15 protein-coding genes and 1 tRNA gene are annotated in these 23,935 nt (G+C 44.1%); 1 reads left to right on the plus strand and 15 read right to left on the minus strand.

Going from position 1 to position 23,935, the window contains the following annotated elements:
- Nucleotides 1-151 precede the first annotated feature (151 nt).
- The 14 genes from D0466_RS00620 to D0466_RS00685 all read right to left on the minus strand — a co-directional run bounded on the left by D0466_RS00620 (nucleotide 152) and on the right by D0466_RS00685 (nucleotide 22,411).
- Nucleotides 152-1,936, minus strand: a complete 1,785-nt coding sequence (locus D0466_RS00620; RefSeq protein WP_117320625.1) for an L-lactate permease — start codon at nucleotides 1,934-1,936, stop codon at nucleotides 152-154.
- A 407-nt stretch (nucleotides 1,937-2,343) separates the two neighbouring features.
- Nucleotides 2,344-3,120, minus strand: coding sequence for an IclR family transcriptional regulator (locus tag D0466_RS00625; RefSeq protein WP_117320626.1), 777 nt, complete (start codon nucleotides 3,118-3,120; stop codon nucleotides 2,344-2,346).
- A gap of 78 nt (nucleotides 3,121-3,198) precedes the next feature.
- Nucleotides 3,199-3,975: a fumarylacetoacetate hydrolase family protein gene (locus D0466_RS00630; protein ID WP_117320732.1), complete on the minus strand. Its 777-nt coding sequence runs from the start codon at nucleotides 3,973-3,975 to the stop codon at nucleotides 3,199-3,201.
- 238 nt (nucleotides 3,976-4,213) lie between these two features.
- The gene (locus D0466_RS00635) at nucleotides 4,214-6,391 is read right to left on the minus strand and encodes a malate synthase G (RefSeq protein ID WP_117320627.1); all 2,178 of its coding nucleotides are present in this window, start codon (nucleotides 6,389-6,391) and stop codon (nucleotides 4,214-4,216) included.
- 286 nt (nucleotides 6,392-6,677) lie between these two features.
- Nucleotides 6,678-8,141, minus strand: coding sequence for an FAD-linked oxidase C-terminal domain-containing protein (locus tag D0466_RS00640; RefSeq protein ID WP_117320628.1), 1,464 nt, complete (start codon nucleotides 8,139-8,141; stop codon nucleotides 6,678-6,680).
- The gene (locus D0466_RS00645; protein WP_117320629.1) at nucleotides 8,141-9,499 is read right to left on the minus strand and encodes a (Fe-S)-binding protein; all 1,359 of its coding nucleotides are present in this window, start codon (nucleotides 9,497-9,499) and stop codon (nucleotides 8,141-8,143) included. The genes D0466_RS00640 and D0466_RS00645 overlap by 1 nt, the downstream gene beginning before the upstream one ends.
- Before the next feature lie 2 nt (nucleotides 9,500-9,501).
- On the minus strand, nucleotides 9,502-10,827 hold the full coding sequence (locus D0466_RS00650; protein WP_117320630.1) for an FAD-binding oxidoreductase: 1,326 nt from the start codon (nucleotides 10,825-10,827) through the stop codon (nucleotides 9,502-9,504).
- Between the two features lie 66 nt (nucleotides 10,828-10,893).
- On the minus strand, nucleotides 10,894-11,580 hold the full coding sequence (locus tag D0466_RS00655) for a FadR/GntR family transcriptional regulator (protein ID WP_233522481.1): 687 nt from the start codon (nucleotides 11,578-11,580) through the stop codon (nucleotides 10,894-10,896).
- Nucleotides 11,581-11,862: 282 nt separating this feature from the next.
- Nucleotides 11,863-14,571 carry a M14 family metallopeptidase gene (locus D0466_RS00660; protein ID WP_158555764.1) on the minus strand — a complete coding sequence of 903 codons (2,709 nt, stop codon included), beginning with the start codon at nucleotides 14,569-14,571 and terminating at the stop codon, nucleotides 11,863-11,865.
- Between the two features lie 125 nt (nucleotides 14,572-14,696).
- Complete coding sequence (locus D0466_RS00665; protein WP_117320632.1) at nucleotides 14,697-16,205, minus strand: aminotransferase class V-fold PLP-dependent enzyme; 1,509 nt, start codon at nucleotides 16,203-16,205, stop codon at nucleotides 14,697-14,699.
- A gap of 860 nt (nucleotides 16,206-17,065) precedes the next feature.
- Nucleotides 17,066-18,199, minus strand: coding sequence for a dihydrolipoamide acetyltransferase family protein (locus D0466_RS00670; protein ID WP_117320633.1), 1,134 nt, complete (start codon nucleotides 18,197-18,199; stop codon nucleotides 17,066-17,068).
- 15 nt (nucleotides 18,200-18,214) lie between these two features.
- The gene (locus tag D0466_RS00675) at nucleotides 18,215-19,237 is read right to left on the minus strand and encodes an alpha-ketoacid dehydrogenase subunit beta (RefSeq protein ID WP_117320634.1); all 1,023 of its coding nucleotides are present in this window, start codon (nucleotides 19,235-19,237) and stop codon (nucleotides 18,215-18,217) included.
- Between the two features lie 26 nt (nucleotides 19,238-19,263).
- On the minus strand, nucleotides 19,264-20,274 hold the full coding sequence (locus D0466_RS00680; protein WP_117320635.1) for a thiamine pyrophosphate-dependent dehydrogenase E1 component subunit alpha: 1,011 nt from the start codon (nucleotides 20,272-20,274) through the stop codon (nucleotides 19,264-19,266).
- Between the two features lie 187 nt (nucleotides 20,275-20,461).
- Complete coding sequence (locus D0466_RS00685; RefSeq protein ID WP_325048658.1) at nucleotides 20,462-22,411, minus strand: sigma-54-dependent Fis family transcriptional regulator; 1,950 nt, start codon at nucleotides 22,409-22,411, stop codon at nucleotides 20,462-20,464.
- Nucleotides 22,412-22,654: 243 nt separating this feature from the next.
- Between D0466_RS00685 and D0466_RS00690 the strand changes: the two genes are divergently transcribed.
- Nucleotides 22,655-22,728 (plus strand) — tRNA-Pro (locus D0466_RS00690).
- A gap of 61 nt (nucleotides 22,729-22,789) precedes the next feature.
- Here the strand turns inward: D0466_RS00690 and D0466_RS00695 are convergent.
- Nucleotides 22,790-23,905, minus strand: a complete 1,116-nt coding sequence (locus D0466_RS00695) for a mandelate racemase/muconate lactonizing enzyme family protein (RefSeq protein WP_117320636.1) — start codon at nucleotides 23,903-23,905, stop codon at nucleotides 22,790-22,792.
- Nucleotides 23,906-23,935: the final 30 nt, after the last annotated feature.

Below are 23,935 nucleotides of genomic sequence, written 5' to 3' on the forward strand. Positions count from 1 at the left end.
CAGCTCTCCTGCCCACTTATTTTTCCAGATTCACACTTGAAAAACTATGCCATAGGCTGGCAAAGGAATGCCTTTAATGTAAGTTCAAAACATGAAAAAGGATGGCCGAGGCCATCCTTTTTCATGTTTTATCCTTAACAGCAGAGCTGCCTTACTTTGCTGATTTCAATGGTGCAGTATGAGACAGAAGCAGATTTGCCCGTTTTCGATTCGTTGCAATGATATATATTGCAGCAATGGCAATGCCCAGAGCTACAAAGGAACCAATATTAAAGATTCCCTTTTGCGAGTACCAAACAATGGAGTATCCGACCGATCCTGCAAGCAATGCATAATATGCGAACGGGAATAACGTTTTCCTGATGACGGCTCCCTCCTTGCCGACCAGGCCGACTACAGCTGAGGCAGCCACGACGTTATGTACGCAAATCATATTTCCAGCGGCTCCGCCTACCGCCTGAAGGGCAACGATCCAGGTGGCATCCACACCGATTTGCGTCCCTACATTGAATTGGAATAAAGCAAACATCATATTACTAACCGTATTACTACCAGCGATAAATGCTCCCAAACCGCCAATGAAAGTGGCAAAGAATGGCCAGAAATCACCCGCTAATGCTGCCGCTCCATTTGCAAGTTCGATTGGCATACTCTTAAACCCAGCTTCACCGCTTCCTGTGTTGATAAATACTTGAACCATCGGAACAGTAAAAATGAGGGCTGTTGAAGCAGCAAGGGCTGTTTTCCCTGATTGTGCCCACGCGTTTTTGTATGCGCTTCCACCCATGCCATGGATGAAGAATGTAATAATCGATACCAGAATAAAGATGGTTCCCGGCAAATACAATGGTTGAAAACTTGCTGTGATGGCCGACCCAAAAATATTTTCAAATTTGACGGTCCATGATTGCAGCCAGCCTAATATCGGAAGCGTTTTTAATCTGGATAATACTAAGAAAACACCGACTAAGATATAGGGTGCCCACGCTCGGACCATACTCATATTGCCGCTCTTATGGGCAATATCCTGGATTTCGAGCTTACCAGTCCATTCAGGATCCCATTTAGATTTTTCTTCAAAATCCCAAGCTTCTTCTTTTGGCATAAGGAAACCTTTTTTAGCTGCAAAAACTACGATGGCCAATCCAACTAAACCACCAACCATTGATGGAAATTCCGGACCGAGCACATTTGCAACAATTACATATGGAACCGTCATGGCAAATGCCGCAAACAGGGCAAATTTCCAAACCTTGATCCCCTCTGTAAAAGATTTGTTTTTCCCGAAGAAACGTGTCATTAACGCTACAACGAATAATGGTACAAGAGTCCCGGATATCATATGCAGTATCGCTACTTTACCGGCGATGTCCGTAACTAAAGCTAAAAAGTTATTTGTAATGCTTGCGTCAGCCGACAGGCCCGTTTGAACTCCAACCAGCATTGGCGTTCCAACAGCCCCAAAGGAAACAGGCGTACTTTGAATGACCATCCCGGCTACTACTGCTGCCATCGCAGGGAATCCTAGTCCAACTAATAACGGGACCGCTACAGCTGCAGGTGTACCAAACCCAGATGCACCTTCAATGAAAGAACCGAACAACCACGCTATGATAATAACCTGAATGCGCCGGTCTTGCGAAATATCGGTAAATCCCTGGCGAATCGTCCTGATTCCACCGCTTTCCTGCAGAGTATTTAATAGTAAAATCGCACCAAAAATAATGTACAAAAGCGTTCCCGCTACAACTAGCCCATTAACGGAAGCGGCCGCTACTGTTGACCCAGGCACCTTCCAAACGAATAAAGCAAGGGCAAGGGCGACTAAATAAGAGAGTGGCATCGCTTTACTGGCAGGCCATCTCAAGCCCACAAGAAATATTGCAACGGCAAGAATTGGTAAAAGAGATAAAATAGCTAACATTCCTGTACTCATAAACATAATCCCCCTTTAGCGTGTCATCAACTTACATTATTTCCTATTAGTCAGTCTTTTTATGGTAAGCAGGTCATATGATGACTGTGTTGTATACAGATATTCTAAGAAGTAACTAGACTAGCATTTGTGAGCGGTTTCAATGTAGAACGACCCTCACTTTAGGAAAAAGAATGCATGGTCATCAAGCATATATTAAAAGTATCTCCCTCCCTCTGATTATATGAAGAAAACAACATGGATAAAGTATATTGTTATATAACGATAAATTCATGTTGTATAACAAGTGCTAACCCTATTATACAAAGAGTACCTTCACAATTACAACAATTTTTAGAAAATTAAATTTATAAAATATAAAAAAATTGCCCGACATTTCTTTTTTACAAAGAAGTCGGGCAATTTCCTTAACTTATCCTGCTTTCGTATCCAAGCCTTGCTGAAATTTGCTTGCCAAAATGAAGCATCCGCTCTTGAAGATGATCCAATCGTTCATCGGTCATGCGCATGGTTGGTCCGGATATACTTGCAGCCGCAATCACTTTTCCCAGATGATCAAAAATCGGTACAGCAATGCAAGTAATTCCGTGTTCATTTTCTTCCAGGTCAAGAGCAAAGCCTTTTTGTTTCACATATTTTAATTCCTGCAGAAAAGTTTCTTTTTCCGTAATCGTTTTGTCTGTATGTCTCGGCAATCCCTTTCGTTCAAGGATATCCGATACAATACCGGCTGGCAAATGGGCAAGGATGGCCTTTCCCACTGATGTACAGTGCATTGGAGCCCTTTTCCCGACTTTCGAATGCATGCGCAAGGTTTCGTTTCCTTCCAGCTTTTCAATGTAGACGACTTCTCCCTGGTCATATACCACGAGATGAATCACTTCATTTGTTTCACTTTCCAACTCCTGAAGAAAAGGCATTGCTTCAGTACGCAGATCAATTGATTCCAGCAGCTTAGAACTAATTTCCAGGAATTTGTATCCCAGCTTATAGCGACCGGTACCCGCATCCTGTTCAATGTATCCATATTGGACCAGTGTAGACAGGATCCGATAGACTGAGCTTTTGTTAATATCTATTTGCTTGGCGATTTCCGTTACGCCCAGCCCGCCTTTTTTCAGGCTCACCAGTGTAATGATATCCAATGCCCGGCTCACGGATTTTACCATATTTTCTCTATCCATCATTGTTCACCTCGGAGGTACTCAGCATAATACATGCTATTATAGCATATCCCTTTTACCGGGCATTTGGCATATCGTTTACGCTTTTGTGCTTTCTTTCACAGCGGCGAAAGTATTGCGGAGAGCGCCAATCTCTTTGATTTCACAAGAAATTTCGTCACCGGTCCCAACCAGCTCTGCACCGACAGGGCTTCCGGTCAGAATTACATCTCCCGGTTTAAGTGTAAGCACATTAGTAAGATAAGATATCATTCTTCTTATCGGGATAATCATTAATTCAGTGGCGCTGTTTTGTTTTTCTTCACCATTGAGTTTTGCTTCCACTCGAACCTGGAAAGGATCCAGCTCCGTTTCAATTACCGGGCCTAAGGGCGTGAAGGTGTCAAAGGATTTACCAATTGTCCAATGGCCATCCTGATGGAAGAATTGAGGGGCGGTAACATCATTTCCGACGGTATACCCAAACACATAATCCAGCACTTCTGACTCAGGGACATTTTTTGCTTCCTTTCCAATGACGATGGCCAATTCGGATTCGAATTTCACTTCATCGATTCCTTGCGGGATTATGATTTCTTCCTCAGGCCCAATAACCGATGATGTAGGCTTGAAGAAGAATACAGGGATGTCCGGAAGCTCAGACGGCAGGTCTTCCACTTTTGACACATAATTGGCACCGATTCCAATGATTTGGTTCGGTAAAAGCGGGGCCAGAAACTTTACTTCAGATTGAGTAAATGTTTCCCCCGTGTATTGCCAATCGGCAAACATATCACCTGAAATTTCTTTGATTGCCTCTCCTTCTACTATACCGGTATAAACCGTTGAATTATGCATAAATCTTGTGAATTTCATCTCAGTCCATCCTCTCAAAACTATGTTTTCTAATTCCTTTTTCCAGTTGCGGTCCACACCGATTTTTAAAGCAGCTTTATACACTATTGATATCCCGAGTTGAGTACCTCCAATTCAACAGGTAAAAAACTCCCTCGTGCTCCTTGCCTGTAACAAGAAACAGAGGAACCAAACGTATAACATAGGCTGACCCCTTATTTCCTGAGTCAGCCTATGTTTACTCTGCAGCGTCTTTTATTTATTGCTTTACGGCAAACTTAGCCTTTGCTTCGATACGTCTCTTGTGAAGGATTGGCTCCGTATAGCCGTTTGGCTGGTCATATCCTTCAAATATAAGGTCACATGCAGCCTGGAAAGCTACTGATCCGTCATAATCTGGAGCCATATTTCGGTAGAAAGCATCCCCAGCGTTCTGCTCATCAACAACTTTAGCCATTCGCTTTAAAGATTCCAGTACCTGTTCTTTTGTGCAAATGCCATGATGCAGCCAGTTAGCCATAATCTGGGATGAAATTCTCAAAGTAGCGCGGTCTTCCATTAAACCGATGTTATTGATATCAGGCACTTTTGAGCATCCGACACCCTGTTCCACCCAACGGACAACATATCCGAGGATACTCTGTGAATTGTTATCCAACTCTCGCTGGATTTCTTCCGGGCGCAGTGCTGAATTTTTTGCCACCGGGATTTCCAGGATATCATCCTGAAGCTCCACTTTTTCACCGAGCTTCTCATTTTGCACCTGTCTAACGTCAATTTGATGGTAGTGCAAAGCATGCAGCGTAGCACCGGTTGGCGATGGCACCCAAGCCGTATTGGCGCCTGTTTGAAGCTGGGCTCCTTTTTGTTGAAGCATCGCTTCCATCATATCAGGCATTGCCCACATTCCCTTACCAATCTGCGCACGCTCCTGGAAGCCGCTTGTAAGTCCGACCTGAACGTTGTTTTGCTCATAGCCCTGTAGCCATTTAGATGCTTTCATTTCACCTTTCGGAATCATCGGACCTGCTTCCATGGAAGTGTGGATCTCATCGCCGGTACGGTCGAGGAATCCGGTATTGATAAATACTACCCGGTCCTTAACCTTGCTGATGGCAGCCTTCAGGTTCAATGTAGTCCGGCGCTCTTCATCCATGACCCCGATTTTTAGGGTGTTTCTTTCAAGCCCCAGCATGTCTTCCACGCGGTCAAATAACTGATTCGCAAATGCTACTTCCGCAGAGCCGTGCATTTTCGGTTTAACAATATAGATTGAACCTTTTGTTGAATTTTGGTATTGTCCGTTTGCTAACAGAGTGTGTTTTCCGATTAAGCTGGTAAGGACCGTATCCAAAATTCCTTCTTGGATTTCATCTCCATTGGCATCCAAGATCGCATTGATTGTCATTAAATGCCCCACGTTGCGGACAAACATAAGTGAACGGCCGCGAAGCGCCAATTCTTCACCAGATGGGGATGTGTAGATGCGATCCGGGTTCAGTGTCCTTTTCATTTGTTTATCGCCTTTAATGAAAGTAGAAGATAGGTCACCTTTCATTAGGCCTAGCCAGTTCCTGTATACAAGCACTTTATCTTCAGCATCAACAGCAGCCACGGAGTCTTCGCAATCCATGATTGTAGTCGTGGCGGATTCCAACAAAATATCCTTCACCCCGGCTTCATCTGTTTTGCCGATTGGATGGTCCCTGTCAATTTGGATTTCAAAATGCAGGCCGTTGTTTTTGAGCAATAAAGCGGAAGGATTTTGCTGATCTCCCTGATATCCTGCAAATTTTTCTTCTTCCTTCAATCCTGTCGTTTCATCATTTTTCAGGGAAACAGACAGCTTGCCATCTGCAACCGAATAACCTACAGCATCTTTATGGGAGGCGCCGTTTAAAGGGGCTGTTTGATCGAGAAAATCCCTGGCAAATGCGATTACTTTTTCTCCGCGAACTTGGTTATAACCCCCACCACGAGTGGCTCCGCCTTCTTCACTGATTGCGTCCGTTCCATAAAGCGCATCATACAGGCTTCCCCAACGCGCGTTTGCAGCATTAATGGCATAACGTCCGTTATTCACCGGAACAACCAATTGAGGCCCTGCCTGGTAAGCAATTTCATCATCCACATTTTGTGTCGTAATCTTGAAATCCTCAACTTCGGGTTCCAGATAGCCGATTTCCTGAAGAAATGACTTATATGCGGCGAAATCGAAATCTTTATTTTCACGGTGCCAGGCGTTGATTTTGGCTTGGATTTCATCTCGGATTGCCAACAATTCCTTGTTTCTTGGGGTTAAATCGGCTACGAGCTCTTCAAAACCCTTCCAGAATTTCTCCTGATCCAGACCGCTTCCAGGAAGGGCCTCTGAATTAATAAAATCATAGAGTTCCTGGGCTACTTGTAGATTTCCTGTTTTCACATATTGAGTCATAGATACGCTCCTCCTCTTGAGATCCAGTTTTTAACAGTGTTTTAGTTAACGTGTTATAAAGAATGGTCAATAACAACTGTTTGTTATTACAAAACACCGTTTCAATTTATTCGTTTAAAAAAATGATAGCATGTTGTATAGCGGAAATTCAATAATTTTCATAAAATTTCTTAAACTTCCTGATTTCTTTACATGCCTGTAAAGTTTTTATGTATTCCCTTAAAACTTAAATCTGCCAGGGGGACCAATCTCCTTTAAAGGGTGATACCCCTGACACTATGACATTCTAAGAAATTGCCGCTTCTTTCTCTTTCAAATCCCGTTTTATTTCCACACAGCGTCCCGGCATTGGGAACAGCTTGCCGGCATTCAATAGATTATGAGGATTAAATACTTCCCTAATATCTGTTTGAGCGTTAATTTCTTCGTCTGAGAATACAAAGCGCATTTCCTCGCGCTTTTCAATGCCAACACCGTGTTCACCGGTGATGGTGCCGCCGACATCCGCACAAACCTGCAGGCAGGCGCTTCCTGCTGCCAACGCCCGGTCACTTTCACCAGGCTTTCTTGCATCGAAAAGAACGAGCGGATGCAGATTTCCGTCCCCCGCGTGAAAAATATTAGCAATACGCAGTCCGTATTCTTCACTTATTTTATTGATGTTATTTAATACCTCAGGCAGTTTGCTCCGCGGTATGACACCGTCCTGTACCAAATAATCCGGCGAAATCGCACCCATTGCGCCAAATCCTGTTTTGCGGTTTGCCCACCATCTCCCTCGTTCTGCCTCGTCCTTGGCTGCCCTGACTTCCCGGACATTCCTGTTTTTACATACCTCGAGGATGTGGTTGATTTGCTCATCAAGGCCGGCAGCAATTCCGTCCACTTCAATAAGAAGGACCGCTTCAATGTCGCGCGGGTGGCCTACAGGAAAAGCTGCGGCTTCCACACCCTCTATCGCCACTTTATCCATCATTTCGAGCGCTGCAGGAACAATCCCTGCGGAAATGATGTCGGAAACAGCCTGGCTTCCATCCTCAACCCGGTCAAAATAGGCCAGAACGGTTTGCTTCGCTTCTGGATTTTTCAAAATTCGTACGGTTATTTTTGTGACAATGCCCAAGGTTCCCTCTGACCCTGTGAGAAGGCCAAGGAGGTCATAGCCAGGTGCATCAGGTATCCCGTTAGTGCCGATTTCCACGATTTCACCGTTCGGCATGACAACCTCAAGTCCAAGAATATGGTTCGTGGTAACGCCATACTTCAAGCAATGGGCGCCGCCGGCATTTTCAGCGACATTTCCGCCGATGGTGCAGCAATATTGGCTGGATGGATCGGGTGCATAATAATAGCCTTTGTCGGCAATGGAATTGGTCAGTTTTAAATTGACAAACCCTGGTTCAACCACTGCCCGCCGATTTTCGAGGTCTACACTTAATAACCGTTTCATTTTTACTAAACTAATAATTACTTCCCCATTTAGCGGAATGGCGCCGCCGCTTAAGCCCGTTCCGGCTCCTCTGGCCAGGAATGGCAATTGATTCTCGGAACAATATTTTACGAGGTTTGCAACTTCCTGGGTATTTTTGGGGAACACCACCGCTTTTGGCAAATGCTTGTGAAGCGTGAAGCCGTCACAATCATAGGCAATTAAATCTTCTGTATGATATAAAATCGAACGCGCATCCCCGATAATGTTTGCGAGATTGATAATATGTTTATCTTTTGATTTGATTCCCTTTACCGCCATCAATGCCCCTCCTTCTTGCCGTCCTCTTTTTGATAGGCCCAATCCAGCAGCTGGACCGTATGCACTACTTTTTGGTTTCTTCCCTGTTTTTGAACGCCCATTGCCATTTGCAGCATGCAACCCGGATTGCCCATGGAGATCATCTCAACATCTTCAGGAACATTTTGCATTTTGTTTTCAAGAACTTCCGACGCCATTTCCGGATTCGTAATGTTGTAGATTCCGGCACTCCCGCAGCAGCGGTCCGAATTCGGCATGTGCACCATTTCCACACCCGGAATATTAAGCAAGAGATCCCTCGGTTCCTGGCGTACACCCTGGCCATGTGCAAGGTGGCATGCATCATGGTAAGTGATGCGAGTGTTCAATTCTGCTTTCGGTTTTTCATAGCCTGTATCGTGCAGGTATTTCGAAATATCTTCCACTTTTGCTGCAAACTCTTCTGCTTTTTCATGCCACTCAGTGTCCACTTCGCGGAACAATTCACCATATTCCTTCAGCATACAGCCGCATCCGGCAGCGTTTACTATGATTTTATCAGAATCTTTAAATGCTTCGATGTTTTGTTTTGCAAGCTTTCTTCCTGTTTCACGATCACCCGCGTGAACATGGAGCGCACCACAGCATGTTTGGTTTTTCGGGATGGTTACATCATTTCCGTTCCGGGTTAATACATTTATTGTTGCTTCATTAATATCGCTGAACATCACGTCCATTACACAGCCTGTCAAGAATGAAACTTCAGCCTTTGTATCCCCTTTGGCTTTGATGACGTTTTCATTTTTATATTTTTTACGGACTGGTTCCTTCACTTCAGGCATGATTGCTTCCATATCAACCAGGTGCTGCGGCATGATATTAATCAGCTTTGTCTTGCGGACGACCTTTTGCATGCCGCTCTTTTGGTAGAACCTAAGCAGGCTGCCGACTGAATTCAAACGGTTTTGATGCGGGAACAAACCCTTTAAGACCACCTTGCTTACTGTTCCTTTCCAGCCCGTCAATGGCATTGCCTGGCGGATCTGGCCACGGGCTTCTTCAATAAGGCCGCCCACATCAACATCAGCTGGACAAGCGGTGGTACAGGCACGGCAGTCAAGACATGCAAATACCGGATCCATAAACTGTTCATTGACAGCCAGTTTTCCTTCTGCAACCGATTTAATCAAATGGACCCGGCCCCGTGGAGAATGCTGCTCCTGGCCTGTAATTTCATAAGTCGGGCATGACTCCAGGCACATTCCGCAGTGGACGCAATCTGCCCACTTGTTTTCATCCGGATGGTCGCTCCACAGGTAGTTGCTTAAGCCGGTTGTGCAGGCAGGGTCTTGCTTTAAATCCACTTCTTTTACACTCATAATTAAATCCCTCCCACGAATCGTTTTGGATTGAGAATTCTGTTCGGATCAACCTTTGTTTTGATGCCTTCCAACATGAAGAAATGCGCCGGTTTGTCGCCCCATACGCTGACTTCCTTGCGAAGGGCAAATGGCAAATGTTTGACAACCACATATCCGCCCAGCTTCGTGATGGCATCTCTTACCTCGTGTATCGCTGAAACGACGTCTTCACCAGCCCCTTTAAGATTGACCTGGCATAATCCATGACCAAGGCCTCCGTGAGCTTCTACGAGAAGATTGTGGGAGTCTCCGAGAATCTGGCTTTCTTTCAATACATTAAGAACATCAAGGTTGATGACTCCGATTTTCAAGACAGCGTTTGTTTCTTTACTTCCGCCATGCGCCGCAGGATAAGGTGCGATTGAATAAAAATTATCCCAAAAACGTTGTGCATGCTCCTTAATCAGAATTTCCAATTCAGAATTATCCGGCTGGATGTTTCTAACAAACTCCTCCTGATAATGGACAGAGTTTTCCACATCCTCAAAGCCAATTGCTAATGTGTATCTGGTTTTCCCAGTCAATCTCTCTGATAAGGATGGGCTCATCAGTTCAAGTGAAACGGGCTCCATCATTGAATCCAGAAGCTTGATGGCAAACGCGCGTATCTGCTCGAAATTCCCCTCGGGGAATGACAGTAGGATAAGACTTTCATACTTTGGCAGCGGGCGGAGTTTTATGGTTACTTCAGAAACAACCCCCAACGTGCCCATAGAGCCGATAAATAACTTGTTCATATCATACCCGGCAACGTTTTTCACCACTTTTCCGCCTGCACGGATGACTTTTCCATCAGGGTACACAATCCGGAGCCCTATGACGGCATCCCTTGCGGATCCATAACCAAGCCTCTTGGGACCGCTTTCATTCGAAGCAATGATACCGCCTATTGTTGATGATTCCGGTACAAAAGGATCCAGCGCAATCTTTTGTTTATACTGTGCCAAATAATCCTGCAGCTCCGCAAAACACGTGCCCGCTTTCACTGTTAATGTCATGTCTCCGGGAACGTGTTCAACAATTCCTTTATATTCAGCTAATGAAAGCAGGATATCTGCGGATTCAGTCAAGCCGCCAAATCCTTTTTTTGTCCCGGCGCCTTCTACATATATTGTTTTGCCGTTATCGTTAGCGTATTTTAAAACGCTGGCAATCTCTTCTTCCGATTTTGGAAAAACTGTCACCTGGCCGCTGTTGCCAAGGGGATGGCTTTGTTTTCCCCCTTCGATGACTTGGTCCTGGGGTAAAAAAGATTGTAATCCTGTTAAAAGATCTGCTGTTATCAAATCAGATACCTCCTTGTTGCGTAATAACAAACAACGTTTCTTCGAATTCGCAAAAAAAGTCTTAGTTTATGGGTTCTGCAGTACAAGGCTTTGTGACAATTCTTTCTCGACAAAATCCAGATGTTCAATCATCCTCTGCTTTGCAATGCCAGGTTGTGCTAGCTTAATTGCTTCATAGATGCTCTTATGTTGTTCTGAGATGGTCTTAACCGTTGTAGGGTTTATTTGGATATAGTTATGAAAGTCAATCATCGCTTTTTTCATCATCGTTGATATGAATTGGATTAACTGGATGATGATTTCGTTTCCAGTGGCTTTTGCTATCGCAGCATGGAGATTGTAATCAGATTCCCACCCATTATTTGATTGATTATAGAGAATTTCTTCGATTACTTTCAAATCTTCCTCTGATCGGTTAAGCGCTGCCATTTCGGCGATGCCAGCCTCTAAAATCTTCCGGACCTGAAACAGTTCCCTAATGTCCCTTGAGCCTGGGAGCGACATTGGATTCGTAAATAATTTTGTCGAGTCGAATCCACAAATATACGTGCCCTCACCCTGCTTTACATAAACAGTGCCTTTCCCCTTAAGCGTTGTAATTGCATCACGGACGGCTGAACGGCCCACCCCGAACATTTCACAAAGCTCACGGACGGAAGGAAGCTTTTCACCTGCCTGAAACTTACCTGAATCAATCATCTCTTCAATATGTTCCACAACAGCATCCGAAACCTTTTTCGTGGAAATTTTCACATTTACACGTCCACCTTTCCCCTTTCAGACATCACATATCTGACAAGTTGCTGTTACTATTTATTAAAACATTTTAAGATGAACTTTTCAATAAGTTTTCTGAATTTATTGTATATTACAGCAAGCAGTCCCCATTCCATAAACGGATTAACGCGCCGGGGGACTGCCCCCAAATGGAATACTGCTTTCTCACGTTGCATAAACAAAGCTCTGCAGAGGCTTCTCTACAGAGCTTTGTTTTCATTGTCTACATTATTTAGTCCACTTAATCTTGCTATAAAATTAGCGCTTAGATCCGTAAATGCTGTTGGCCAGCAGCCTGTAACTGTATTGAGGGTGGTCTTTGTTTGTGATGTCGTTTGCAAAGAGAGTGATATTGCCTTTTGTGATGGCAATCGCCTGGCCTTTTAAGGCATCATGCTTCGGCCACCAGCCGGAGATGAAGAAATTACTCTTTGCATTCACTTTAGCCAGAACCGTCGCGTCACCAGGTATAGATTTAATCCATGAGCCTGTAGCAATGTACAGCTTTTCCTGCTTGCCATAACCTGCAGTCAAAGGATTATTCCCGATTACGTCCGCCCAAACGAGGCCTTCGTGGTAAGCACGGGAACCGGTTGTGGTTGCAACATCAAATCCTGGAAGGAGATTGGATTTTTTTACAAAGTCCAATGCTGAATATCCGATGCCGACATAAGGTTTACCGGCTGAGATTGCTTCTTTATCCCCAAGGCCGGAATCGTCGACGATAACATCAGCCTTGGCTAAATCATTCTCTATCGTGAACCCAAGCTGCCCGAGGACAAATTTCGTCTGCCCGCTTCCCGCGTTAAACACCTTTGGCTGGACAAGCTTTTTCGTTTTTCCTTTTCGATCATAAGTCGTTACATCTAAATAATATTTATTTTGGACTAGCGCCAGGTCTGCCTTTTTCAGAACGAAATCACCAATGCTGTAGCCTTTGCCTGCTACTGTTAGCTGTCCGACGGCCTTGTTTTGCTTTAACAGGGAATTGACCGCCTTCACGGCTTCGTTATTGCTGTTCTTGACAACATAATAGTCAGATTTGGCCGGAGTGGCAGTCTTCGGAAAAACAACCTTTTGCACAGGCGCAGTTTTTCCTTTAAAAGCGGACTCCACACGAATTTCATGGGTAGTGAATCCGCGCAGATCCGGGAAGTTATTAACAACTTCCGCATACATTTCCTCCCACTCTGATAGGTCTTCCCCTTTGAATAATACAGCATTTGCAAAGCCGCGCAGCGCCTGATGCATATTCACAACGTACGTACCAGCAGGGTATTTCACTTTTCCGACTTTCGTTTCAGTCTTAAGCTTGTCAACCTTGATGCCGTTGCGCAATAAATACTCTGCCATTTTATGTGCTTCGATCACATTTTTTTGCAAACCTTTTGAAGCAGGTATTACATAGTATTCCGGGAAGAAATTTTCGTTTTTTCCGCGCGGACGGCCGATTTCTTCACCTTCCGGATTTTCCAGCCATTCATCCACACCGCGGTCATCTTCACCTGCAACACCGCGCGCATAGATCTCCAGCTGATTACGGAACAGGCGACTCTTATTGTCTGCAGCGTATTTCACGCCAGCTAGCCCAGCATAAACAAGCGCTTTATAAGATTCACCGTTCAGGTCAGGGATTTCAACAGTATGGCCCATGGCTCCGTGGAACATGGAGAAAGTTGACGTATAGGAAGGTGTGGCATCGTCAAACTTATTCGGCCAATCTTCAAGGGGAATCAAGTAACTGTCATAATCCGTGTTTGCAATCCCCGCCTTCCCCATTTCATGGGCATTCGGCAGCATTCCATCCATTAGGAGGTCATACTCATAATTCGGGTTATGCGGCGGTGTACAAGGTTCGATGACGAACTCATTATAGAAACCGTGGAAATCTATCAAAGATATCGGTGCCCACTTCGCAAGCCCTCTTGAAAGAGTTTGAGTTTCAGTCTGTGTTTGGTACGTATTATCCCGGTTCAAGTCAAAATCGTTCACATTGCGGCGCGTATTATGGAAGCGGCCATCCGGATTTTGGGTAAAGTTGAAAAGTAAAATGACGTTATCCAAGGTTTTGTCCACGTTTAAAGTTACGTTCTTTTCACGGCCTTGGGCATCGGTAGTTTTATAGGTTGTTTCATCCTTCGTTGCAAATGTACGGTACATTTCTACGATTGCATCCACACCTGGCGATTCATCCGGATGGATGTTGTTAATCCAGACCGGCACCTTGTAGTTTTTCAGCTTACCCTGTTTCAGCTTTTTCTTCATTTCTTCAGGGTTATCTTTTTTCTGCTGGGCAACTTCTTTTAAATATTGGTCGACGGATGCCTTGTCCTTTCCAATGACGACAAAATGCATCGGGCGGCCTTCCACTGACTTGCCAAGCGGTTCATAAGATATGTATCGTCCCTTTTTTGCTTCTTTTTGGATTTTGTCAATCTCAGGTTTGATCTCATCCCATTTCAGGTATTCATCATATACGTTTAATTTTAAGGAAGTTTTTGCCGTATTATTTTTCCCACTGTCTTTCACAGCTAAATCATAATGGTTGATAAGCTCAGGATACAGGACACGCAAGCTGCGCGGTGATACATCATTGGTACCATAAAGCAAATCGAAATGAAGTGTTGCCTTGATTTTGGTAGAGTCACCGACAAACGCAGGAGCTTCTTTCATTGTAATATATGAATCTCCTGAATAAGCTTTCGCTGCGGGATCCCACTTTTTCCATTGGTCAAGCGGTTTATCTCCTAAGGTCCATTGAAGATTGCTAAGATCATCCGGCCTGTAGCCAAAGTCTACCGTGACTTCAATGTCGCGGGCTTCTGTCATGGAAATGTTAGGGTTGCTGACTGTCAGGGCAGCCGTATCCGGTTGGGCCTCAGTTGTCGTTACCGCCTGAGCCGGTGTTAATAAGACAGAAAAACTCAGCAAAAAGGCAAGCAAGACTGATACACTTTTGTTCTTCATGCAACGCATTCCTCCTTTGAAATTCGAAATTATTAAAATAGTATCACAATTCTACCAGAAAAGGAATACATTGCTAATTTCTCAAATAAAATAGCGGGACTAATAGCCCCGCTTGCCCATATAAACTATGGGGCATGTAAATCGAACATTTCTGCCGTCATGTCCCGTTGATCATGCACGTAAAAATAATCGTTGCTCTTCGGGTCATATCGATAATCTTTTTCCCACTCGTTGCTGTTTTCCACAATCTGCTTTACGGAAGAGACAAAGTTATATACTTCTTCATTTGTCATTGTGGGATGGACGGAAACACGGACCCACCCTGGTTTTGCAGACATATCTCCGTTGTCAATCTGATCAGCGATCGAATTGGACGTTTTTGCATCAATATTCAGCAAATAATGCCCATAGGTGCCGGCGCAGGAACAGCCTCCCCTCACCTGGTAGCCGAACCGGTCATTCAAAAGCTTGACTAGTAAATTATAATGAATTCCCTCAACGATAAAAGAGACGATCCCGAGCCGTTCCTGTATATCACCTTCAAAAACATGAAGCCCCGGTATTTTTTTCAGGCCTGGAAGGAGCACTTCAATTAATTCTTTTTCCCTCTTCTGCATATTTTCCGTTCCCATTTGTTCTTTTAATCTTATTGCTAATGCTGCTTTGATAGTTTGCAAAATTCCTGGTGTCCCGCCGTCCTCGCGGATTTCTATATTGTCATGGTACCTGCGCCCTCCCCATGGGTTAGTCCATTTGACTGTCCCGCCGCCGGGATGATCAGGTACTTTGCTCTTATATAACCGTGAATCAAATATGAGTACACCACTGGCGCCGGGCCCGCCCAAAAATTTGTGAGGTGAGAAAAAGATTCCATCAAGTTTTTCCAATGGATCTTCCGGGTGCATATTAATTGTTACATATGGTGCTGACGCGGCAAAATCAATAAAGCATATCCCGCCGTGTTCATGCATCTTCCTGGCTAAGTCGTAATAGGGTGTCTCGATGCCTGTTACATTGGAACAAGCGGTAAAAGAGCCGATCTTCACTTTCCTGTTCGCATAACGGGTCAGGAGGTGTTCCAAGTGATCCACATCCACATTTCCATTGGCGGCGGGCCTGACAATTTCGACGTCTCCTATGGTCTCCAGCCATGAAGTATGATTTGAATGGTGTTCCATGTGGGTTATAAAAATAATGGGCCGGTTTTCGATTGCAATTTTGCTTTTACAGCTTAATATTCCTGGCAGCTTTACCCCTAAAATTCTCTGTAATTTATTTACGACAGCAGTCGTACCGGAGCCATCCGTAATAAGAATGTCATGTTCATCCGCATTGACGTGTTCTTTGATAATTCTTTGTGACTGTTGATAAGCGAGGGTCATGACGGAACTGGTGGAATTGGACTCCGTGTGCGTATTGGCCATATATGGACCAAAGATTTCACTTACTTGGTATTCTATCGGCCTATAAAGCCTTCCGCTGGCGGTCCAATCTGCATAAACCATTTTTTTCATCCCGTAGGGTGTAGTAATCCGGTAGCCGTTTCCGATAATATGCTTCCGAAACTTTTCAAAATAGGCTTCAAGTTCTCCCGCAAAATGATACTCATGATCCCCAACTCGTACTGTTATCATCCAGCCTCCCCCCTCCGATGCGTGCCTTTCAATATATTAAGCTATGCATACATGTACGCTAGGGTTCATGATGGTGAAATTGGATCCCGCCTAACGAGAAGATTTTTTGGTTGCTCTTTTGGAAAGCTGTAGTTAAAAAATTGTGGAAAGATGTGTCGATGATTCAGCTGGATCCTGAGGTTGAGGGATTGAGAGATTCATGCTGGAAACAGGCTTAACCCGAATGGAAGCTGCGCGGCAGTTGAGAAAAAAATTTAGATGAAATTTGGGATGTGATTTATGAAAAGCACAATCCTGCAACTTAAACAGCCTAATACCTTGAAATTTAGACAGGAGACTTCATCCATTGGTCTCTATTATTATTTCACCCAATTTAACTAATTGTATAAACTAGATATTCATTTTTACCATTTCCCCTGGTTGAATGGATCCATAACATGTCTCTATTAGACGTAGGTTTTTACTTGTCCATGCCTCCAATGCAGGGCGGCTTAGCATGATGGAATTGATAGTATCTTAACTTCGCTGATATATCCGAGAATTCGATGATATATCCGAGATATCGCTGATATACCCAAGATTTCGCTGATATACCAGCATGCGGCACTTCAAGTATATAGATACCACCATGTATTTCATCCTGTGCCTATAGCCGGCAAATGCAGGTTTACAGCGATTTTGCTATATTAAACAAAATAAGTATAAAAAAGAAATATCCAATATTCCTGTCAATTGTACTTGGACTCGCTGTATTTGCGATTGAATCAATTCCTGGGGATGCAGACCAGATAGTTGTAAAAAGAAAATACATAAATAAAGCCCCAATCACGTAAGGAATCGGGGCTTGTTTTCATCGTCAGCTATTTCGCAAACACTTCTTCCAACAATTTAGCTGGATCTTGAAGATAGCCAATGAGAGTCTGCAAGAACCTGGCGGCTGGTGCTCCGTCAATGGCCCTGTGGTCAAATGTCAAGCTGAGAGGAAGCCTTTTTCTTTCCCTCACTTGTCCGGATTCGAGCACTGCGTCTGTTTCAATCTTTCCCACACCCAGTATGGCAGCCTCAGGCTGGTTGATGATTGGGGTAAAAAATTGGATACCGAAGCCTCCAAGGTTTGTTACGGTAAAGGTTGCACCTGACATTTCTTCTGCTGAAAGCATTTGTTGTTTAGCTTTTTCAACAATCTGGCGAACTTGGTCTTTTAGCTGCATTAAACCTAATTCGTCCGCATTCTTGACTACCGGGACAAATAGCCCTTCGTCTGCATCCACCGCTACACCAAGATGCACCTTGCCGTACTGGTGGATTTCTGCCTCAAATACATGAGCGTTCACATCAGGATGTTCCTGCAACGCCTTCGTGGCCGCAAATAATAAAATATCATTCCAGCTAAGATCGCCTTGAATCCTTTTTCTCTCTCCATCCAATAACGTGACATCCGCCCATGCTGTCTCTGTCAGCTGTGCAGTTGAATGTAAACTACCTGACATCCGCTTTGCGATTGTTTTCCTGATCCCGGCAAGCGGGATCACTTTATAATCTTTGCCAGTACTTTGCTGGGCCTGTTTTCGGACATCTTCTTCTGTCGGAAGCCCGTTTTTGCCTGTTCCCTTTACAGATGCGAGATCCACACCAAGCTCCCGGGCTAATCGGCGTATCCGGGGTGACACCCTCACAAACTGTGGTTTTTCCTGTTCTTCATATGGTGCTTGTTGGTCTGCAGGAGCCATTGCCTGTTTTTCATTCACCACGGATTCTACCCCGGTTGCAAGGGTTGCCAATACATCTCCCACTGAGGCAACGTCACCTCTTTGAACCAGGATCTCATTCAGTACACCACTTTCTTCCGCTTCAATTTCAAATGTAGCTTTCTCAGTTTGTATTTCTACCAGGACATCACCCTTTTCCACTTTGTCCCCTTCCGACTTAAACCAAAACACAATGAGGCTTTCCACCTCTTCGTCAGTCGTTTTCGGCAATTTTACTTCATGCATGGCAGCTTCCTCCGTCTATTCTTCGTTTACTAGTTTAATTGCTTCACGGTAAATTTTGTCCGCATTCGGAAGTACGAATTGCTCTAACGGACGGCTGTACGGAATAGGGACGTCAGGAATTGCAATCCGTTTCACCGGGGCTTCGAGATCATAAAGCGCCTCTTCTGCAACAATCGCAGAAATTTCCGCTGTAACTCCATAAGATAAATAATCCTCGTCCGCCACAATTAACCTATGGGTTTTCCTGACAGATTCCAGGATTGTTTCCTTATCGATTGGAGCCAACGATCTCAGGTCAATGACCTCAGCCTCAATCCCTTCCCTTGCAAGCTTCTCGGCAGCCTCCAATGCATAATGCATCGTCATCTGCAGCCCGACAATCGTTACGTCCCGTCCTTCCCGGACAACGTTCGCTTTATCCAATGGAACGGTATATGCTTCTTCCGGGACATGAGAAACGGAAGCATCCAGCTGATCCATCCAGCCAAGTCCCTGAAGGGTTTTGTGGAACATGAAGACGACAGGGTTGTCGTCCCTGATTGCTGAGATCATCATTCCTTTTAAATCATGCGGAGTGGAAGGCGCAACCACTTTCATTCCCGGGAGGTGGGCAAATGTAGCATATAAGGTTTGCGAGTGCTGAGCCGCGTCGTTATAACCCCCTCCAACCGCGGTCATTAATACCATTGGGAGCTTCACATTCCCTCCGGACATATACTGGATTTTGGCCATATGATTATATATCTGATCCATACAAACACCAAAAAAGTCCACGAACATTAACTCCGTGATTGGACGAAGCCCTTCCGCCGCAGCCCCGATTGCAGCCCCGATAAAGGCAGTCTCTGATATGGGTGTATCCATGACACGATCGCCACCGAATTTTTCAAACAGCCCTTGGGTGGAGCCAAATATTCCCCCATATTTGCCGACATCTTCTCCCAATACGAATACATTTGGATCCCTTTCCATTTCCAAATCAATTGCCTCAGCCATCGCCTTATTTCCGGTTAACATCCGTTTTTTTACCGCTTCCATTTTCTAACCCCTTTCTTGATAATTTCTTATTTTGAAAATACGTCTTCCAATGCTTCTTCCGGTTTTGGATACTCACTTTCCCGTGCGAATGCATAAGCTTCATCCACTTCTTTTTTTGCTGTCGTTTCCAGCGACTCTATCTCCTCTTCAGTGGCGATGCCCTCTACTATCATTAATTCTCTTAATTTCATGATCGGATCCAGCTTTCGGAGGCCAGGCACTTCTTCCATGTCGCGGTACAGTTCAGGATCACCCTGGAAGTGTCCCAGATGGCGGTGTGTCTCAATCTCGATAATGGTTGGACCGGCACCGCTCCTTGCCCGCTTGACAGCTTCTTCAGAAACCCTGTACATCTCTAGCGGGTCATTGTTCGCAACATATGCCCCTGCAATCCCGTAGGCAGCTGCACGCTTATCATTCGACTCGACTGCTGTTGAATCGCGCTTTGATACTGATATGCCATATGCGTTATCCTCCACAACAACGATCAATGGCAATTTCCAAACAGCAGCCAAATTCAAAGATTCATGGAATCCGCCTGCATTGGCGGCTCCTTCCCCAACGAAAGTAACGGCAACCCAGTCCTTTCCTTTCTTCTTTGCTGCCAATGCTGCCCCCACCGCATGAGGAATGCCGGCTGCAATGATCCCTCCGCACGAAAATTTGACATCAGGATCAAATAAATGCATATGGCCTCCTTTTCCTTTTCCAAGACCGGTTACCTTCCCAAACATCTCAGCGGTCATCCTCTTCAAATCCACACCCTTTGCAATGGCATGATGATGCGGGCGGTGAGGGGAGGTTACCGTATCTTCTTTTTGAAGATGGGCACAAATTCCCACAGCAGCGGGTTCTTGTCCGGTACTTAAATGCATTTCCCCAGGAACTGGGCCTGCCCCAATATTAAAAACCGGTTGTTTCCCTTCGTTATACGCTTCCACCATCGTATCTTCGAAATAGCGGCTTTTGACCATTGTTTCATACATCCATTTCAGCTTTTCAACGGGAATAGTAACCTTTTCGCTTGTCAATGCCATGGAAGAATTCCTCCTTTTGTTTCAAAATTGGTTTCAACAGAATATATTGCAATTTTCATGCCATGTTGAAAACGCTTACTTTTTTGCCCTCAAAAAAAGAAACTGTCCCATTTTGATGCATTTCGTACCAATTATGGTGGCACAGTTGCATCAAAATGGGACAGCGTTTTTGACCAAACGAAATACACTAACGAATATTGTACCGTTTCATTTGCCGGTATAAGGTACTTCTTGAAATCCCAAGGCTTTCGGCTGCCCTGGTAAAATTCCCGTTAAATTTCGTTATAGAATTCAGTAATGCCTGTTTTTTAATTTCATCCTTTTTTGGCAGGTGGATCGGATCCTGCTGGATCATTATTTTCTTGCCTTTTATTTCTTCAGGAAACACTTCTGTAGTTAGTTCTCCTTTTGTCGATTTTAAAATGGCGCGTTCCATAATATTTTGAAGCTCACGGACATTTCCTGGCCAATCATATTGCACTAACAAGTCCATCACTTCAAAAGGAATTTTTGGAATCACTTTTTGCATGCGAATAGCAAGCTGCCTTGAAAAGTATTCTGCCAATAATGGAATGTCATCCCTGCGTTCTCTCAAGCTTGGCACTTGAATAGGCATAACGTTTAAACGGAAATACAGATCCTCCCGAAAATTCCCTCTTAGAACTTCCTGCTTTAAATTTTTGTTGGTGGCAGCAATGATCCTAACATTTACCGGCATTACCTTGGAGCCGCCGATTCGGACAACCTCCCGATTTTGCAATACCCGAAGCAGCAGGACTTGCATTTCCAGCGACATTTCACCAATTTCATCCAGAAATAAGGTTCCCCCGTCAGCCAGTTCAAACTTGCCGGCATTTCCTCCTTTTCTTGCTCCCGAGAATGCCCCTTCTACGTAGCCAAACAACTCGCTTCCCAGTAAATCCCTAGGAATTCCACCACAGTTAATTGCCAGGAAAGGGTTTTCCCTTCGGTTGCTTTCATTGTGAATTGCCTGTGCCAGTAAGTCTTTTCCGGTACCGCTTTCTCCCATAATGAGTACGCTTGACCCAGAACGGGCTGCCAATTTCGCCTCCTCCAGGCATTGGGCGAACCGCTCATTTTTTCCCTTTATATCATCAAAAACGACCTTAGCACGGTTTCCGGATAAATGATTGACAAATTGGCGGACCTTTTTTATCCCTTTAATTGTTAATAGGGATCCAATAACAATATCTTTTCTTACAATCGGCTTTGCATTTAATAACACAGAAATTTGGAGGCTGGTATTGTTAAGCCTAAGTTTCATTTCCCTGTCATTGATCACCTGATTTGCCATAAGGAATGTGCCAAATGTTTTATTCTCGAAGATTTCTGTAATTTTTTTTCCTTCGATTTCACCCGGAAGTAAACCAAGCATTTTCTGGAGTGTCTTATTTGTTTTTATGATGCTGCCTGTTTCGTTCATGATAATGATTCCATCACTTAATGTGTTGGTTGTTTCTTCTAAATAACTTTTCATTAGTTCATTCTTTTCTGTTTTTTCATTTAACTGCAGTTCATTTTCAATCGCTTTTACCGTTGAAACGACCATGCCGAGTGTATGTGGATGAACTTTTTCAAAAGGGCCGGAAATGTTTAAAACACCGGTAATTTCACCATTAGGATCATAAATCGGGGAAGCGGAGCAGGTCCATGATTGTGTTGCTTTGGTATAATGCTGGCAGGAAAATATCTGGATGGAAGATCCTTCTTTGATGGATGTGCCGATTGCATTGGTTCCCACAGCCTCTTCGCTCCAATCGGCCCCCTCTATAAACTGAATTTTCTCCGCCTCTTTAAGCGGGGCGTCATCCCCTATCACCTTCATCAAGCAACCGTTTTCATCGCATAGAATAACAAGAAAGCCAGATCCTTTTACAAGAGAATAGAGAGTATTCATCATCGGAAGTGAGATTTTGATTAAATCTTGCTTTCTCCTTATCAATTCATTGAACTGCCGTATCGATAATCTTCCTTTCCCAACGGTCTGGAAAGGGTCTACATTGAAGTTTCTTGACCGCACCCATGATCTTTCTACAACAGGGTCTGCTTCCGGATGGAATTTTCCCTCTTTGACAAACATTTCCCACATATCGCGCAAGAGCTCTTGTTTCTTCACATTTTTCCTCCCCTTTAAGAGTAAATAAGAAATGGAAGATGGAATTGCTTATGTAAGCAGATTTTACAGTAAAGGAAAGTCCGTTTTGTTTCTAAATGGAGGTAAGAGGAAATAATCATCTATTCATATTATAACTATTACCGGCGGGGTATTCAAAGAATTCTGAAAACTTTAATCAAATTACTAAAGTAAATTAAATAAATAAAGTTGTATATTCATGGTAAAATGGTAGAATACAAATAGCGGGATGTAGCGTAGCTTGGTAGCGCGCATGCATGGGGTGCATGAGGTCGCAGGTTCAAATCCTGTCATCCCGACTCAAACGACGAAAAGGTGTGGAAATTCCCCACACCTTTTTCTCGCTGCACAATGCACAACTCAATAAGGAGACCCATCCCAAAGATATGCCTTTATTAAATCTGTATTTAACATTACACCAATTCCGGTTCCATTTGGAATGTCCACCCTGCTATTTACTGGCTTTAAAGGAATGAGTTCAGAAAAGGGGTTCTCCATAACATCCCATTCGACCGGTTCAATTTTACTCCCATCCATTTTACTCCAGGAAGACAGGCTTGCTTGTGCAAAAAGGGTGTATAATCTCGAAAGTGCCCCGTCAAAGCTATGCGGGGATACTCTGACTCCAAAATGGCGGGCTAGCTGCTGGCTATCCCGAAAATCCTCCAGGCCATTGCCATGCAAAATATCTGGCTGGATGATATCTAAGGCATTCTCATAAAGCGGCGGCAAGAATTTTTTTGCACTTTTGATATTCTCGCCTCCTGCAATAGGCACTGATAAAATCGCACGCAGTAATTTATATTCAGGCAAGTTATCTAAAGGCATCGGTTCTTCCAGCCAAAGCAGGTTTGGCCAGTTTGAAAAATAACGGTCCCACTTACGGGCCGTTGCCATATCGTAGCTTTGGTTGGCGTCAAGAATTAACTGCACATTTTCCCCGAGCGTCTTTTGCAGTCTCTGAATATGGATTAAATCCTCTTGAAATCCCCTTCCGCCTATTTTCAATTTTATTGTGTCAAAGCCTTTTGAAATCGTTCGCTCAACCAGACTGAGCGAACGGTCCATCCAATCTTTGCTGTCAGAATATGATTGGAACGAAGCGTATACCGGAATACTGTCTCTAAACTTGCCTCCCCACAGATCACATATTGAGAGATTCGCATACTTGGCTGCAATTTCTGTTAATGCCATGCTTACTGCCGCCGCTGCGCGTTGATGCCATTTTTTTATCGTGTTCACTATTTGCAGCCGATCCGTTGCACGTTTTCCTACTAGGTATGGAATAATCCTTTCATTGAAGCCTACATGTAACGTAGGAAGCCAATCAATACATTCCCCCCAGCCATCTATACCGGATTTCGTGATAATGCGTATCAGATAACAACTTCTATATTTCTTATATCCATTTGCATCACCGTATGGTTTAGAAAGTTTATGAAGTAATGGGTACGTTTCGATTCGTTCAATTTGCATGTTTTATCCACCTGAAAAAGTTTTTTCAAT

It is taken from the genome of Peribacillus glennii (genome assembly GCF_003429105.1).
GTDB classification, from domain to species: domain Bacteria; phylum Bacillota; class Bacilli; order Bacillales; family DSM-1321; genus Peribacillus; species Peribacillus glennii.

Bases quoted from the DNA above. Each gene is read 5' to 3' on its own strand.
- D0466_RS00675 (WP_117320634.1), bottom strand. From the start codon at position 19,237: ATGGAAGCGGTAAAAAAACGGATGTTAACCGGAAATAAGGCGATGGCT.
- D0466_RS00670 (WP_117320633.1), bottom strand. From the start codon at position 18,199: ATGCATGAAGTAAAATTGCCGAAAACGACTGACGAAGAGGTGGAAAGC.
- D0466_RS00695 (WP_117320636.1), bottom strand. From the start codon at position 23,905: ATGCAAATTGAACGAATCGAAACGTACCCATTACTTCATAAACTTTCT.
- D0466_RS00630 (WP_117320732.1), bottom strand. From the start codon at position 3,975: ATGAAATTCACAAGATTTATGCATAATTCAACGGTTTATACCGGTATA.
- D0466_RS00640 (WP_117320628.1), bottom strand. From the start codon at position 8,141: ATGGCGGTAAAGGGAATCAAATCAAAAGATAAACATATTATCAATCTC.
- D0466_RS00645 (WP_117320629.1), bottom strand. From the start codon at position 9,499: ATGAGTGTAAAAGAAGTGGATTTAAAGCAAGACCCTGCCTGCACAACC.
- D0466_RS00680 (WP_117320635.1), bottom strand. From the start codon at position 20,274: ATGGCATTGACAAGCGAAAAGGTTACTATTCCCGTTGAAAAGCTGAAA.
- D0466_RS00665 (WP_117320632.1), bottom strand. From the start codon at position 16,205: ATGATAACAGTACGAGTTGGGGATCATGAGTATCATTTTGCGGGAGAA.
- D0466_RS00660 (WP_158555764.1), bottom strand. From the start codon at position 14,571: ATGAAGAACAAAAGTGTATCAGTCTTGCTTGCCTTTTTGCTGAGTTTT.
- D0466_RS00620 (WP_117320625.1), bottom strand. From the start codon at position 1,936: ATGAGTACAGGAATGTTAGCTATTTTATCTCTTTTACCAATTCTTGCC.
- D0466_RS00635 (WP_117320627.1), bottom strand. From the start codon at position 6,391: ATGACTCAATATGTGAAAACAGGAAATCTACAAGTAGCCCAGGAACTC.
- D0466_RS00625 (WP_117320626.1), bottom strand. From the start codon at position 3,120: ATGGATAGAGAAAATATGGTAAAATCCGTGAGCCGGGCATTGGATATC.